The sequence below is a fragment of the Lachnoanaerobaculum sp. Marseille-Q4761 genome (assembly GCF_017565785.1).
Classification (GTDB): domain Bacteria; phylum Bacillota; class Clostridia; order Lachnospirales; family Lachnospiraceae; genus Lachnoanaerobaculum.
On sequence record NZ_JAGEKB010000001.1, the window covers coordinates 1,101,366 to 1,117,074 of the forward strand.

Consider the following 15,709-nt stretch of genomic DNA (forward strand, 5'->3'; position numbering starts at 1 on the left):
GCTTTAAGAAAGAACCTGTCAGATGGTGTTTTTCTCTGACAGGTTCTTATTTTATAATATTTCAGTCTTTAAATCTCCACAACCAAAGCCTGATAGCCTTCAAGTCTTATCTCTGTATCTGATACAAAATCAACATTTTGTACATTATTTAAAACCACCTTTTTACATTTTGAAGGGAGTTTTACTGTCTGTGATTTTGTTTGGAAGTTTCCAAGTACAAGTAAGGTCTGATCTTTTGATACTCTTTCAAAAGCCATAAGTCTTTCTACATCGGGAAGATATGGTATGGTCTTACCATATACAACAGTCTCGGAGTATTCGGGATTTTTTCTGAGAGCGGTAAGCTTTTTATAGTAAGAGAGCACCGAATCAGGATCATTTATCTGTGAAGCCACATTGATTCTTTTATAATCCGGGTTTACCATAAGCCACGGCTTTCCTGTGGTAAAGCCGGCATTTTCACTTGTATCCCATTGGAAAGGCGTACGGCTGTTGTCACGGCTGTAATGCTTTACGGCCGCAAATGCCTCTTCCGGAGAAAGTCCGGCTTCTATTGCTACTTTATACTGGTCACGGGTTGATATATCATCTATTTGTTCCATAGAGGTGAAGTTTACATTCTCCATACCTATTTCCTGGCCTTGATATATAAACGGAAGTCCACGAAGCATAAACTGCATTGTACCGAGGAATTTTTTTGCGGTTTCGCTAAGCTCGTCTGCAGGGATATAGTGGCTCACACCTCGTGGCTCATCATGGTTTTCGATAATGGTGGAAATCATTCCGATATCACCGATTTTTTCCTGAGTCTCAAAGCAGCATCTCTTATAGTCGTCGGGAGTAATAGGCTTGCAGTCATACCAACCGTTTCTACTCTTTCCGAATATTGTCTCATTGAAGTCAAACATACTTGAAAAATAGCCGTCATCGCCGATGAAAAGCGGGATATCCTCTTCACGCTCGTCAAATACTTCGCCGACTGTGAAAGCATCATGCTTGGCAAATGTCTCATTTTTAAGTTCTGTAAGGAAGTCACCTACACCTATAGCATCCTTAAGCATTCTATGTGGCTCCACAAAGCCGTCTTCTCTATCCGGTGAGTAGCAATAGTCAATTATAGGGAGAGCCTTCTTTATATTTATAATGGCATCAATTCTAAAACCTGCAAGTCCTCTCTCAAGCCACCAGTTTACCATTGTATAAATTTCATCACGAACCTTTTTATTTTCCCAGTTGAGGTCAGGCTGCTTTTTATGGAAGAGGTGAAGATAGTACTTGTTTGTGCCGGGGATCTTTTCCCATGCACTTCCGCCAAAGTAAGAACGCCAGTTGTTAGGCTCCTTACCGTCCTTACCTTCTTCGATATAGAAATACTTTCCATATTCTCCATCAGGATCTTCCATAGCTTTTTTAAACCACTCATGCTCATCCGAGCAGTGATTTACTACAAGGTCCATAAGGATGTACATATCTCTTTTTTTAGCTTCCGCCAAAAGCTCATCCATATCGTCCATATTTCCGAATACGGGATCTATATTGTAATAGTCTGAAATATCATAGCCCTGATCTGCAAAAGGAGAGCAGTAACAGGGAGAAATCCATACTATATCAACGCCAAGATCCTTTAGATAGTCAAGTTTTTCAATAATACCCCTCAGGTCACCCACGCCGTTTCCTGTAGTATCATTAAAACTTTTCGGATATATCTGATAGGCAACTTTTCCATGCCACCATTTTTTTAACATAATAAACCTCCTAAGAATTTTTTTCTAAAGTCATAATTTATCACAATATCTATCTTTATGCAAATATAAAAATAAGGTGCTTGTAAAGTCTACATACACCTTATTTATAAACTATTTAAAGATTTTCTTTAAAACTACACCACTGCCTATCATAGATAGGATAAATGCGGAAAATATTATTACAATCCTCTTTGACATATCCATAAAAAAGCCCTGAGGCACTATATTTATAAGATTGTCGGTAGCAGGATCAAGCATCCACAAATCATTATTAAAAAAGATATGGTGGAAGATAATAAAATATTTTTCAAAATCTCCGGCAATAAGAAATACCAAAATACCGGTGAGGGCAAGAGTAATCAAAGTACCGTATATCAGTACATTTGAAAGGAAATGAGATATCCTCCCCCTTGATATTTTAGCAAAAATAATGCAGATAATACTGATAAATACAAGTATATATCTAAGATAAACCGCTCCTATAAAGAGACCTCTCACATCTTCCATATGTAAAACCTCTCTTTCATTAAAGAAAGGTATATAAGTACCACCAATATTTGCCTGTATATCTGAGAGCTTTTCTCTGTCACCTTTCAGATAAGCCATCATATCCTTTGTGACATTCATAAGCTCGGGCATTGAGATATCCACGGAAGATGTTACCGCATATTTATTATATTCTTTTTCGTAGAATGAAAAGTCTGAATATGCGGCAATTTCCACAGAGCTGATAAGCGCAATAAAAATCAGTGAAAAGCTTAAAACAATTCCCAAAAAGAATCTAAGTATTTTCATCAAGTATCCTTCCATGATTTTATAACCTTCAGCCTTGTAAACTCTTCACGATCCTTTTCTTCCAAAGCATTCGTGATATTTTTTGTAAGAGTTTCATAGGTTGGAATAGTGATATTCTTCAAGGCATTTGCTCTTTTTTGAGTCTTTTTAATATTTCTTGCAAGTCTGTATGCGGAGTTTTCTATCATGGAAAGCTTGACAGTAAGTTTTTTCACCTCATTAAAGCATTCTCTTGCCTTATCAAGTGACTCTCTTGTAGAAAAATACGCATAGGTGGGAGTGAGTTCGGTATCATTAAATCTTACAAGCGGAATCTCTGTTCCCATTACCGATCTGGTCTTTATCTGTATACTGTCTTCAACAGGTACGGAACCTGCCACATCAGATACAAAGTCAATACCCAGTTCAATATTTGCATACATCAGTGCTGTATATGCGGCACCAAATGTTGAATCTATCTGTTTTTGTATTTCCTTAGCCTCTTCAATCAGCCCCATAAGCTCACGGATAAGGATATTTCTTTTCTTATCCATTAAGCCATAGCCCTGTCTTGCCAGTGCCAGAGAGTTTTTTGAGGCTATAAGATTGCCCTTGGTAGGGAATGTATTTATATTCATAATCAATCCTCTGTTGCGGCAGGAACAATCTCACCTGAGGCATCAAGTACTGTAGGCTTATAGTACTGATCAAGCACCTTGGTATCGATCCTGTCAAGCTCGCCTCTTGGCATCAGACCTAGAAGTTTCCAGCCTATTTCCAAAGTATCAAAGATGGTTCTGTTGTCATTGGCTGACTGACCTATAAACATCTGCTCAAATGCCTTTCCGAACACCAGATACTGCTTATCGGTATCGGAAAGTTCATCCTCACCTATAACGGATGCAAGCGCTCTGGCATCACCCACTTTAGAGTAGGAAGAGAAGAGCTGATTTGCCACATCCTGATGATCGGCTCTTGTAAAGCCTTCACCTATGCCGTCCTTCATAAGTCTTGAAAGGGAGGGAAGCACGGAGATGGGAGGGTAGATTGACTGACCGTTTAAATCTCTGTCAAGAACTATCTGACCTTCGGTGATATATCCCGTAAGATCGGGAATGGGATGAGTAATATCATCATTGGGCATAGTAAGTATAGGTATCTGTGTAACTGAACCGTTTACACCGCTTACAATACCTGCCCTCTCATATATGGTGGCAAGCTCGGAATACAGATATCCCGGGAAACCCTTTCTTGAGGGTATCTCACCCTTGGAAGATGATACTTCACGCATTGCCTCTGCAAAAGAAGTCATATCCGTAAGTATTACAAGTATATGCATGCCCTTTTCAAAGGCAAGATATTCCGCAACACTAAGAGCCACTTTCGGAGTGATAAGCCTTTCCACCACAGGATCGTTTGCAAGATTGATAAAGGTGATAACATGGTCGCTTACACCGCTTTCCGCAAAAGTTCTCTGAAAGAAATCAGCTACATCATGCTTTACACCCATAGCCGCAAATACTACTGCAAATTTTTCATCTTCGTTGTCTGTATCACCCAGTGAAGACTGGCGTACAAGCTGTGCCGCAAGTTCATCATGAGGCAGACCGTTTCCTGAAAATATGGGAAGTTTTTGACCTCTGATAAGAGTCATAAGCCCGTCAATGGCTGAAATACCGGTTCTTATATAGTTTCTGGGGTATTCTCTGGTAACGGGATTTAGAGGTTTGCCGTTTACATCTATGGTCTTTTCGGCTTCCACATTTCCAAGCCCGTCTATGGGCTTTCCGATACCGTTAAAGGTTCTGCCGAACATTGCCTCGGAAACACCTATTTCCATAGGTTTTCCTGTAAGCTTGGTATGTGTATTTCTAAGAGCCATACCGTCAGTACCTTCAAAAACCTGTATAACAGCTTTATCACCGTTTATTTCTATGATCTTGCCAAGGCGTTTTTCCTTGCCGTTTACAGTCATTTCTACAATTTCATCATAGGCAGCACCCTTGACACCCTCAAGAACTACCAGCGGTCCGTTTATGGAGCTAAGTCCAAGGTATTCTATTGACATGTTTTTACCTCCTATGCATTCTTTTCAAGTACTGTTTCGTAGAATCTGTCAATGTCTTTTATATAATCATCAAGCATCTCAAGTTTATCATTCGGAACATCATATTTTATAGAGGAAACTCTGTCCCAGATACTGTCCTGATGCAAAACGCTCATAGGCATACCCTGATGAACCAATGCCTTTGATTTTTGATAAAGATAGAGTATAACATCCATCATCTTGTACTGCTTCATAAGAGGAACACAAGTATCATCCTTATGGAAGGCGTTTTGTTGCAGGAAGCCTACTCTTATAACTTTTGCAATATCAAGTACAAGCTTTTGATCATCGGGCAATACATCTGCACCGATAAGCTTTACTATCTCCATCAAAGCTGCTTCCTGATTCAGGATATAAACAAGTCTGTTCCTATATTCTACAAAGTTTTTATTTACATGCTCTGAATACCATGGAGCCAAATCATTCAGATATTCGGAATAACTGTCAAGCCATTGGATAGCCGGGAAATGTCTTGCATAGGCAAGCCTTTTATCCAGTCCCCAAAAGCAGCGTACAAATCTTTTGGTATTTTGTGTTACAGGCTCTGAGAAATCACCACCCTGTGGGGATACCGCCCCGATAATTGATACGGAGCCTTCACTGCCGTTTAGAGTCTGCATCATGCCGGCTCTTTCATAGAATGCTGAAAGTCTGGAAGCCAGATATGCCGGGAAACCTTCCTCGGCAGGCATCTCCTCAAGTCGTCCGGAAATCTCACGAAGAGCCTCAGCCCATCTGGAAGTTGAATCCGCCATAATTGCGACATCATAGCCCATATCACGGTAATACTCCGCAAGTGTTAAACCGGAATAAAGGGATGCTTCTCTGGCTGCAACAGGCATATTTGAAGTATTTGCAATAAGAGTTGTTCGATCCATCAAAGGATTGCCTGTCTTAGGATCGATAAGTTTTGAGAATTCCTCAAGAACCTGTGTCATCTCATTGCCACGCTCACCGCAGCCTATATAAATAATGATATTTGCATCAGACCATTTTGCAATCTGATGCTGACTCATAGTTTTACCTGTACCAAACCCCCCGGGGATTGCCGCAGTACCTCCCTTTGCAAGCGGAAAGAGAGTATCAAGTATTCTCTGACCGGTGATAAGAGGAATACTAGCCGGAAATCTTTTCTTTACAGGTCTTGGCACACGAATAGGCCAATGCTGTGTCATTGTAACAGGAATCTCGCTACCGTCCGTAAGCTGTAATGTAAGAAGCCTATCATTGATGGTATATTCACCATCCTCCACTACATCCAGCACATAACCCTTAAGATTTGGAGAGAGCATTACTCTATGCATAATGGCGGGAGTTTCCGGAACTTCCGCAATGATGGTGCCTCCGTCTATTGCCTGACCGGGTTTTACCGTAATATGGGTTTTCCAAAGCTTTTTGGTATCGAGTGAGTCAACACTTACACCCCTGGAGATATAGGTACCGTCCACCTTGGCTATCTCACTAAGAGGTCTTTCTATACCGTCAAAAATATTATTGAGTATTCCGGGGGCAAGAGTTACAGAAACCGGAGAACCTGTACCTGTAACTGTTTCACCGGGCTTTATACCTCCGGTTTCCTCATATACCTCAATAACGGTTGTATCGGATGTAAGCCCTATTACCTCACCCACCAGCTTTTCTTCCCCGACATATACCATCTCATGCATCTCAAAGCCCGAATCATTTGATGTTTTTACTATAGGTCCGTTTATTGCAAATATAATACCTGTGCTTGCCATTATAGTACCTCCATTTCCACATCAAATTTTTCCTTGGCTTCAGCTATTTTTTTCTCAAAAGAATTGTCGATAAGGATATTTTTTGCAGGAATTACGGCTCTCATACCGCCATGGAAGGGATATTTACTTATGGATACATCAATGCCATGCTTTACAGAGAGTCCATGTGCCAGAGCTTCATCATTGGGATCTATATATATCTTCACCTCATCATCTCCGGCAAACTTTAATGCTCTTTCTATCTGCGAGTCAAGTAAAGCCTCATATTCAGGAGAAGCCTGATAATCTGCCAATCTTCCATCAAGCTGTGTAAAAATCTTTTCCTTCAGTTCAGCAGCTTTTTTACTGAGCTCCATTCGTAGTTTTATCTGTTCAAGAGCAAGTTCCTTGTTGATCTCCTTGTCAATTCTTGTAGTTTCGGTTTTAACTTCCATATCAGCAAGTTTTATCTCACTGTTTTGGTAGTCTAAAAAATCCTTTTCTAAAGCATTTTTATAATCTGAAAGTATTTTTTCCGAGGCAGCCATGGCATCAGCCATACAAGCCTCTCTAAAATGCTGTAGTTTTTCTTCTATTGTCAAGATAATACCTACCTTTTTAATCTAAATACAACAGTTTTAATAAAAAACCGTAAGTTTCATTTTGCGGGATAAAATCCATACAAAATATATTTCCGATAAACAAATATATGTCTATAGCTTTAAACCTATTGCTTCATTTACATAATCCGTAATGAAGTTTTCGGATCTTCCGGTACCATGTCTGTCCGGTATATCAATAAAGAGCGGTATATGTGCTTCCATCTTATATTTGTTTACAATCTCAGGATAGTCCTTTGAAAACTTCTCGGTAAGAAGTACTATGCCTATATCTTTACTGTTTATAACAAAATTGAGAGCGGAGATAAGTTCATTCTTTTCATGAACCACCACCCCTTCCACTCCTGCAAGCCTCATACCTGTAAGAGTATCCACATTGTCACTTATAAGATACATCTTCATAAAATTGTCCTTATAAACGACCGAGAATCATAAATGCGACTACAAGTCCGTAAAGACAAACACCCTCTGCAAGACCTACAAAGATAAGTGATTTACCAAGGATTGAACTGTCCTCACTGATAGCTCCAAGTGCTGCGGAAGCCGCTGCGGATACTGCAATACCGCCTCCTACACAGGCAAGACCTACTGAAAGAGCCGCTGCCAGATATCCGAAGCCTGTAGCTGATGAAGCACTTGTTTCAGCTGCGGCATAGGCATTACCTGATAAAAATACCACCGTAGTGATTAACATAACACCGAAGAACATAATTACATTTCCGGCAAGTGCCTTTTTATAGCGACCTTTAGTTTTTTCACCAATCATAAATGCAATATATGGAACTGCAATACTTAAAATAAGGGCTGCTACTAATGTGATTTTAACTAATGTATTCATTTTTTCTCCTAACTAAAAACAATATAAATATGACAAAGTCATAAGGTTTAATGATATCAGATTATTATTTGTAGGGCTTAAAAGGTCTGCCGCCTCCGGTATAAAATCTTGAGAATAACTCATAGTATTCCAGACGCAATACCTGTATACCTACAATCAAACCTTCCATACCCATTACAAAGATATTTCCAAGTACAACAGCTATCCAATTGATATTGCCGCTTTCTGCCCCGGAGAGCATAAGCACCACCTCCATCATGGCGGCATGGCTGACTGCAAAAGCACCGATTCTGACAAAGGACAATGAGTTTGAAAAATAACTGAGAAGCACTTCAAAAAGCTCAAAGAATCCCTGTAGTATAAACATACCCGTACCGCCTTCAAGATGTACCTTTTTTTTCTCAAGCAGAGCTGACAGAGGCTCCTTTAAGAAAATAAGAATCAAAGGCAGAACAAACATAATAAACAGTACCATGGATGCAGGCAGGGCATTACCCGTCATAAAAAGGATAATGGTAATAAATGCCGAGGTATAAAATACAAGTCCCGCAACACCGTTTGTATCAAATAATGCCTCTCCGGACTTTTTAAACCTGAGCTTTGTTAAAATACTTAAAATCATCATAAGTATGATAATAAGCATACCCAGAGCAATGGTTACAACAAAAACGGTATTTAAGTTCCCGATAACGGGAAGTGAGGTCATAGCCTTTGCAGGTCTTAGCCAAAGAGGGCTTATTATATCTTCAAATCCGAATATGGAACCGAACATAAGCCCGAATATTGTAGAGAAGAATCCGCATCTGGCAATGATTGCCGCAAGCATTGATTTCTTTTTAAATGCAATAATGCTTCCAAGGATTAAAAGTACCAGTCCCTGTCCCACATCTCCGAACATAAAACCGAATATAATGGAATAGGTAAGTCCTATAAGTATGGTAGGATCAAATTCCTTATAATTTGGAAGACCGTACATCTCTACAAACATCTCAAAAGGCTTAAAAATTGCATTATTCTTTAATTTTACAGGTGGAGTGCCGGCAACCTTTGAAAGATCCTTTTCCATAATACAAAAAGTGGAAGGCTCATTTTCAAGTTCCTTTTCCAGTTTTTTTGCATCACTTTCTGTAAGCCATCCGCAGATAATATAAAAGACCTTTTTATCTTTCCTGTTATCTCTGGTAGCGGCGGCATACTTTCTTACATCAAAAACCTTGTTAAACCTGTGGAGCACCTGATTTGCAAGTAAAAAATCCTCACGATTATCTTCAAGGGTTTGAACTATTTTATTATCAAGTGCAAGTATACTGTCCTTTAATTTTTGTATCTTGGTTTTAAGCTTTGCACCGGCAACGGCAGGAGTACCGTGATATTCATCCGGCAGGAAAAATCTTTCAAAATGCATGGAAGAATAAATGGCATCTATCTGTTCTGAAATAGAATCCGGTACAAAGTATACGCCCCATACTTTATCATCTATTTCCCTTGCCTTATAAAAAATCGTATCAATATCCTCATATACAAAGGTCATAAACTTCTCATAATATTCCTTGGGCATGGAGCCGAATCTGAAGTTTACATATTTAAAATGAAGAATTTTCTCGGTGTCATAATCCAGTCCGATAAAATAGTGAACATTTTTGAGTTTTTCTTCATAGTCTGCAAGTTCTGCTTCAAGTTCATTCTTTTTCTTGGAAAAACTCTCTACCTTCTCGGAAAGACTGCGGGTTACTTTGTCGGCCTCTTCGATACTCATTTGACGATTTGTTTTGAAATTTTTATCTTTTAAATATTCTTTCAGCTCCACAGACCTGTTTAATATATCTTTATAGGGGTTGCTGTCTGTAAAGGCATGCAGCTCCTTTACATTTTTTAACTCATACAAAGCGTTTTCCAGCTGAAAATCATACTTACTGATATAGGTTTCAATGATTCTGTCAATATCGTCTTTCGGGCCTGTGATATTCAAGAATTCCATTCTTTCAATCATGCGAAAGACCTCCTTGCTTTAAGTTTTAAAATCTTAGTGATAATATCCTCTGAAGATAATGAATATCTGATAGATTCTATTATCTCTATGACTCTGCTTATTTCGAGTTCCCTAAAATACAGATAATAGCTAAGTGTTGCCAGAGAATAGGGATTATTTTTTTTGTTTTTGGTATATAAATATTCCAGTGTAGCCATATAAAATTCTTCAAGCCCCGGTCTGATTTTGAAAAGTTTTGAAGATAATCTGCCATAATATGTGGTATCAAATACTTCATTAAACTCATCAGCTCCTTCAGCTTCCGTCATCCTCTTTATCTCATCCGGGCTTAATTTATAATAATGCGGGGTGAGTGTGGCATATATCTTTGCATTATCCACTTTGTAATACTTCTTGGTTCTATATATCCATTGCATATTTAAGAAATCACATCTTGTACCAAGGATTGACAGTACCTCTTTTTTCTCATCTCCTTTCAGCTCTTTGTTTGCAAATTTAAAGCAAATCTCAAAGTAATAAGAATCAAGTGCAAGTGCATAATCAAATATACCGGTGGAGCCCTTTAAAAATACTTCATTCAAACAATTATAGTATTCGGTATTTTTAAGTGCTTCAATGAACTGTGATATATCCTTTGACGATATAAGATCCTCAATATTTAAGTTCATTTTTTTGCCGAGATATTGTGAATACAGTTTTAAATCCAAAGATGTCGGTCTATGACTGAGAATGTCTCTAAGCATACGCTTTAAGACATAGATTGTATTGTACATAGATACTAAGTTCAGATATTTTTTTGGAGTGCTCGAGCTGAATTTACAGAGTCTTGAAAACTCCTCCAGATTACTTAGCAATAATATTTGCTCGATATCCTCTCGATGCAATGCATTGATATCAATGTTTTTAAATACATTACTGTAATATTTATAATGCATAAGCTCATTTACAGCATCAGTGATACTTCTGCATTCAGATAATGTTTTGAAACCTTCAATACTTATCAAATCACTTGACATCGAACGAATTTTGGTAGTAAGGGAAGAGTATTTAAATAAATTTCCCATAGCTACTCCTTAATCATATTTGAGAATAGCATATCCACATATTTATCATGGTGAATGTCATACATTTCCTGTAGATTCTTAAAGGCTTTTTCAGATTGCTTTTTCAGCTCTGATATTTTTTCTTCCTTTGAGATATTCATAGATTCTCTCAACCCGGCAATTCTTGCCTGAGTTTTTGCATCGAGATCTTTTTTCCAAAGCTCTTTCTTTGCATTCATCTCGGCAGCAATTTCCTTTTTCTTTAGTACGGCATCATCAATACAGCCCTGAGATGAATCTTCGATTTCTGAAAGTCTGCTTATTATATCATCCATAAAACCTCCTTAATAAATAATATTATGTGATTACCTATGTAGGGCAAAACACAATAAATATATTTCAGGCTATTTATTTTGGCAGTTATAAAAACCTTTTTAATAGGAAGAAATACATTTGTTGAAAATAATAATAAACCTTTTTTTGAAAAAGTAAAGGGCAAGAATAAATAAAATTAATAAATAAAATATAAAAAAAATAGAGTTTATATATAGACATATCCAAATGTATTGGAGAGACAAACAAAAGTACACACTATGCGAACATATACTTGAAATAAATAATAGATTAGTGTATAATCTTCTAGGAAGTAGGCGATAGATAGCAAAGGTGCTTGCCTGCTATTTTTTTGTATCCGCTAATAGCTTTATGTTAAAAAATTAGCAAAATACTTTAATAACTTATTGTAGTAAAGAATAAAAGTAAAGGAGAGGAAAACGTGTTAAAGTATATTATCAAAAGGTTGATATTCGGAATAGCAACAATATTCATTGTATCAACTTTGACTTTTTTCCTGATGCAGCAAGTTCCGGGTGGACCGTTCGCTGCGGATAAGTCAATTTCAAAAGCAGCTCAGAAAGCATTGGAGGTAAAGTATGGACTCGATAAGCCTATCACAGTGCAGTATATCAACTATTTTAAAAATGCTGTAAAAGGTGACTTTGGAATAAGTATAAAGCAAAGGGGAAGAGATGTAGCTCAGATAATATCCACAAAATTTCCTGTTTCTGCCAGAGTGGGTGGAATATCAATAGTCCTTGCACTGTTATTTGGAGTTCCGCTGGGTTCTGTTGCCGCACTTAACAGAGGAAAGATCCTTGATCGACTGATAATCATGTTTGCAACCCTTGGAATAGCGGTACCGAGTTTCGTAGTATGTACCGTTCTTATGTATGTATTGGGTGTTAAGCTTGAACTTCTGCCTACATACGGTCTTACATCACCGTTAAACTATATAATGCCGGTATTGGCACTTTCATTTTACCCTACAGCTTATATTGCAAGACAGATGAGATCGTCAATGCTTGACGTACTTGGACAGGACTATATGAGAACCGCAAGAGCAAAGGGACTTTCAGAGAATGTTATTTTGTTTAAGCATGCACTCAGAAATGCTATATTGCCGATTATTACATATATGGGACCGCTTGTAGCATATACACTTGTAGGTAGCTTTGTTGTAGAGAAGATATTCACCATTCCGGGACTTGGAGGTGAGTTTGTAAGTTCTGTTATAAATCAGGACTATACAGTTATCATGGGAACCACAATATTCCTTGCAACTCTAATTATATTTATGAATGTAGTGGTAGATATCACATATACGATCGTAGATCCGAGAATAAAACTAAAGTAAAGCCTATAAGAAAGGAGAAGGTTGTCACGAGTATTTTGTGGCAGCCCTATATAGAATGAGCAAACATATTATTTCAGGGCATTTAAATTTATCGCCTGAAGATTTTTTGCCTGCCAGCAAAGAAGAAAAAGAAAGCCTGGTAGTGATGCGTCAGAGTGTCAGTTTCTGGCAGGACGGATTTAGAAGACTTTTAAAGAATAAAGTGGCGCTTGTATCTTTGGCAGTGTTTTTTATTATATTGGTACTTGCATTTATCGTTCCGATTTTTTATCCATATGATTATGCAACACAGTTAAAGGGCAGTGAGAGACTTATGCCTATGCAGTATTCTGCAGGGGAACTTGCAAAAATCGCTGCGGGAGAGAGCGTATTCCCTCATATACTCGGTACAGACAGTCTTGGTAGAGATTATGCAATCAGAGTAATGATGGGAGCCAGAATTTCTCTTATAGTAGGACTTTTGGCATCATTTATCGTACTTATTATCGGTTCAATTTACGGTTCTATAGCCGCATTCACCGGTGGATGGGTAGATCTTATAATGATGAGAATTGTAGATATTATATATACAGTTCCTGATATATTACTTATTATCCTTTTGACATTTGCACTTAAAAAGCCTATGAAGCTGTTGGCATCTGCACCGGGATTTGGGTGGATTAATATCCTCGGAATAAACCTTATAAGTATATTTATAGTTTTTGCCCTTCTTTACTGGGTAGGTATGGCAAGAATTGTCCGTGGACAGATACTTGTATTAAAAGAGCAGGAGTATGTAACAGCTGCAAGAGCACTTGGTGCAAAGAGCGGTCAGATTATCAGAAAGCATTTGCTTACAAACACTATCGGTACATTGATAGTTACAACCACATTACAAATACCTTCCGCTATATTTACAGAAAGCTATTTGTCATTTTTGGGACTTGGTGTGGCTGTTCCTATGCCGTCTCTCGGTTCGCTTGCTTCAGATGCCATCACAGGATTGCAATCATATCCGCATCTGTTGTTTGCACCGGCATTGCTTATAAGTTTGATAATACTTAGTTTGAATCTTTTGGGAGACGGACTTCGTGACGCATTTGACCCTAAGTTAAAGAATTAAAGGAGAGAAATATGAGTGAAAAAAAACATCTTGTAGATATAGAACATGAAAGACTCTCCTTTTTTACACCTGCGGGAGAGGTAAAGGCATTAGATGATGTTTCCTTCTATGTAAATGAGGGAGAAGTGCTTGGAGTAGTAGGAGAGTCAGGTTCCGGTAAGAGTGTTACAAGCTATTCTCTTATGGGACTGATAGCAAACCCGGGAAAGATCATAGGTGGAGATTTATATTTCAACGGATATCATATCAATGAAATGAGTGAAAAAGAAATGAGAAGAATCCGTGGAAATGAAGTTTCAATCATCTTCCAGGATCCTATGACCAGCTTGAATCCGGTATATACTATCGGGAATCAGATAATGGAAGTTATTCTTTTACATACTGATAAGAATAAAAAAGAGGCGAGAGAAAGAGCAAAAGAGCTTCTTACTCTGGTAGGAATAAATGAGCCTGATAAGAGACTTAAGCAATATCCGCATGAGCTTTCAGGCGGTATGAGACAGAGAGTTATGATTGCCATGGCACTTGCCTGTGAGCCGAAGCTTTTGATTGCGGATGAGCCTACAACAGCACTCGATGTTACAATTCAGGCACAGATTATAGAGCTTATGATAGAGCTTAAGGATAAACTTGGAATGGCAATCATTATGATTACACATGACCTTGGAGTTGTGGCGAATATCTGTGACAGAATAGCTGTAATGTATGCGGGAAAGATAGTGGAAAGCGGTCTTACAGATGAGATTTTTTACAATCCCAAGCATGAATATACAAAGGGACTTTTAAAGAGTATTCCAAAGATGTATGAGGAAGAGTATGAAAGACTTGTTCCTATAGAGGGTACACCTGTGGATATGCTGAATCCGCCAAAGGGTTGTCCTTTTGCTTCCAGATGTGACTCCTGTATGAAGATATGCCTTAGGGAAATGTCACCGGTTAAGCATTTCAGTGATACTCACTACTCACAGTGCTGGCTGAACGAGCTTGAGGATTTTAAAGAATTAAGACAGGGGGAGAATCAGAATGGCTGAAAAAATAATTAGAGTTGAACATTTACAACAATTTTTCCCTGTTGGAGGTTTTGGTAAAAATAAAAAATATGTCAGAGCTGTAGATGATGTTTCTTTCTATATTGAAAAGGGAGAAACTCTGGGACTTGTAGGAGAGTCGGGTTGCGGTAAGACTACAACAGGTAGATCTTTACTAAGGCTTTATGAGCCTACAGACGGCAGAATTATATATAAGGATCAGGTGCTTTTTGACAGCGGAAAAGTACCTCTTGTAGATGAAAACGGAAATGATATCATAGAAAACGGTGTGCCTAAGCTTGGAAAAAAGACTGCGGTAAATATGTATCCTTACAGAAAAAAACTTCAGATAGTTTTCCAGGATCCTTATGCATCACTTGATCCGAGAATGACAGTCGGTGATATTATCGGTGAGGCTATTGATATCAATAAGATTGCGGCTTCAAAACAGGACAGACATGACAAAATTATTGAAGTATTGCAAACTGTAGGTCTTAACTCGGAGCATGCCAACAGATATCCTCATGAGTTCTCGGGAGGACAAAGACAAAGAGTAGGTATTGCAAGAGCGCTTGTAGTTGATCCTGATTTTATCGTTGCGGACGAGCCTGTATCGGCACTTGATGTTTCCATTCAGGCTCAGGTTGTAAATATGTTTGAGGATTTACAAAAGGAGAGAGGGCTTACCTATCTGTTTATAGCTCATGATCTTTCTATTGTAAATCATATAAGTAACAGAATCGGAGTTATGTATCTGGGTAAGATGGTAGAGCTTGCGGCGGGCGGTGAGATCATATTCAGACCGCTTCATCCATATACAAAGAGCCTTATCTCTGCAATACCTGTAGCCGATCCCAAGGTTTCCAGAGAGAGATCAAGAATCGTGCTTGAGGGCGAGGTTCCTTCACCTCTTAATCCGCCAAGCGGATGTCATTTCAGAACCAGATGTCAGTATGCTACAGAGCAGTGTGCAATGGAAGTTCCGAAGTGGAGAGAAATGGAAAAAGGACATTTTGTAGCCTGTCATAACATAGAAAAGATAAATTAAATA

General features: G+C 38.4%; 15 protein-coding genes. 4 read left to right on the forward strand and 11 right to left on the reverse strand.

Annotated features, from left to right (window positions below; all coding sequences use genetic code 11):
* Positions 1-68: 68 nt before the first annotated feature.
* The 11 genes from J4O15_RS05050 to J4O15_RS05100 form a co-directional block, all read right to left on the reverse strand.
* Entirely contained in the window at positions 69-1,745 is a 1,677-nt protein-coding gene (locus J4O15_RS05050) for an alpha-glucosidase (RefSeq protein WP_208099926.1), read from the reverse strand.
* A gap of 111 nt (positions 1,746-1,856) precedes the next feature.
* Positions 1,857-2,540, reverse strand: coding sequence for a TIGR01906 family membrane protein (locus J4O15_RS05055; protein WP_208099927.1), 684 nt, complete (start codon positions 2,538-2,540; stop codon positions 1,857-1,859).
* Positions 2,540-3,157 carry a V-type ATP synthase subunit D gene (locus tag J4O15_RS05060; protein ID WP_009219251.1) on the reverse strand — a complete coding sequence of 206 codons (618 nt, stop codon included), beginning with the start codon at positions 3,155-3,157 and terminating at the stop codon, positions 2,540-2,542. The genes J4O15_RS05055 and J4O15_RS05060 overlap by 1 nt, the downstream gene beginning before the upstream one ends.
* A 2-nt stretch (positions 3,158-3,159) precedes the next feature.
* Positions 3,160-4,587 carry a V-type ATP synthase subunit B gene (locus J4O15_RS05065; RefSeq protein ID WP_208099928.1) on the reverse strand — a complete coding sequence of 476 codons (1,428 nt, stop codon included), beginning with the start codon at positions 4,585-4,587 and terminating at the stop codon, positions 3,160-3,162.
* A gap of 11 nt (positions 4,588-4,598) precedes the next feature.
* Complete coding sequence (locus J4O15_RS05070) at positions 4,599-6,365, reverse strand: V-type ATP synthase subunit A (protein WP_009219253.1); 1,767 nt, start codon at positions 6,363-6,365, stop codon at positions 4,599-4,601.
* Positions 6,365-6,946: a V-type ATP synthase subunit E gene (locus tag J4O15_RS05075; RefSeq protein ID WP_040457583.1), complete on the reverse strand. Its 582-nt coding sequence runs from the start codon at positions 6,944-6,946 to the stop codon at positions 6,365-6,367. Before J4O15_RS05075 ends, J4O15_RS05070 begins: the two co-directional genes overlap by 1 nt.
* Before the next feature lie 111 nt (positions 6,947-7,057).
* A complete protein-coding gene (locus J4O15_RS05080; protein ID WP_208099929.1) occupies positions 7,058-7,366 on the reverse strand; it encodes a V-type ATP synthase subunit F in 309 nt (102 codons plus the stop codon).
* Positions 7,367-7,376: 10 nt separating this feature from the next.
* Positions 7,377-7,802 carry an ATP synthase subunit C gene (locus tag J4O15_RS05085; protein WP_208099930.1) on the reverse strand — a complete coding sequence of 142 codons (426 nt, stop codon included), beginning with the start codon at positions 7,800-7,802 and terminating at the stop codon, positions 7,377-7,379.
* 64 nt (positions 7,803-7,866) lie between these two features.
* Positions 7,867-9,792 (reverse strand): V-type ATP synthase subunit I, encoded by a 1,926-nt coding sequence (locus J4O15_RS05090; protein ID WP_009219257.1) that lies wholly within the window; start codon positions 9,790-9,792, stop codon positions 7,867-7,869.
* Complete coding sequence (locus J4O15_RS05095) at positions 9,789-10,856, reverse strand: V-type ATPase subunit (protein ID WP_208099931.1); 1,068 nt, start codon at positions 10,854-10,856, stop codon at positions 9,789-9,791. The genes J4O15_RS05090 and J4O15_RS05095 overlap by 4 nt, the downstream gene beginning before the upstream one ends.
* 2 nt (positions 10,857-10,858) lie before the next feature.
* Positions 10,859-11,170, reverse strand: a complete 312-nt coding sequence (locus tag J4O15_RS05100; RefSeq protein ID WP_009219259.1) for a hypothetical protein — start codon at positions 11,168-11,170, stop codon at positions 10,859-10,861.
* 440 nt (positions 11,171-11,610) lie between these two features.
* Here J4O15_RS05100 and J4O15_RS05105 point away from each other — a divergent pair, with 440 nt between their 5' ends.
* Genes J4O15_RS05105 through J4O15_RS05120 form a run of 4 tightly spaced genes read left to right on the forward strand, consistent with a single transcriptional unit; the run spans position 11,611 to position 15,706 of the window.
* Positions 11,611-12,528 carry an ABC transporter permease gene (locus J4O15_RS05105; protein WP_009219260.1) on the forward strand — a complete coding sequence of 306 codons (918 nt, stop codon included), beginning with the start codon at positions 11,611-11,613 and terminating at the stop codon, positions 12,526-12,528.
* A gap of 55 nt (positions 12,529-12,583) precedes the next feature.
* Positions 12,584-13,630 (forward strand): ABC transporter permease, encoded by a 1,047-nt coding sequence (locus J4O15_RS05110; protein WP_040457584.1) that lies wholly within the window; start codon positions 12,584-12,586, stop codon positions 13,628-13,630.
* An 11-nt stretch (positions 13,631-13,641) separates the two neighbouring features.
* Positions 13,642-14,661, forward strand: coding sequence for an ABC transporter ATP-binding protein (locus tag J4O15_RS05115; RefSeq protein ID WP_009219262.1), 1,020 nt, complete (start codon positions 13,642-13,644; stop codon positions 14,659-14,661).
* A complete protein-coding gene (locus J4O15_RS05120) occupies positions 14,654-15,706 on the forward strand; it encodes an ABC transporter ATP-binding protein (RefSeq protein ID WP_208099932.1) in 1,053 nt (350 codons plus the stop codon). The genes J4O15_RS05115 and J4O15_RS05120 overlap by 8 nt, the downstream gene beginning before the upstream one ends.
* Positions 15,707-15,709 lie beyond the last annotated feature (3 nt).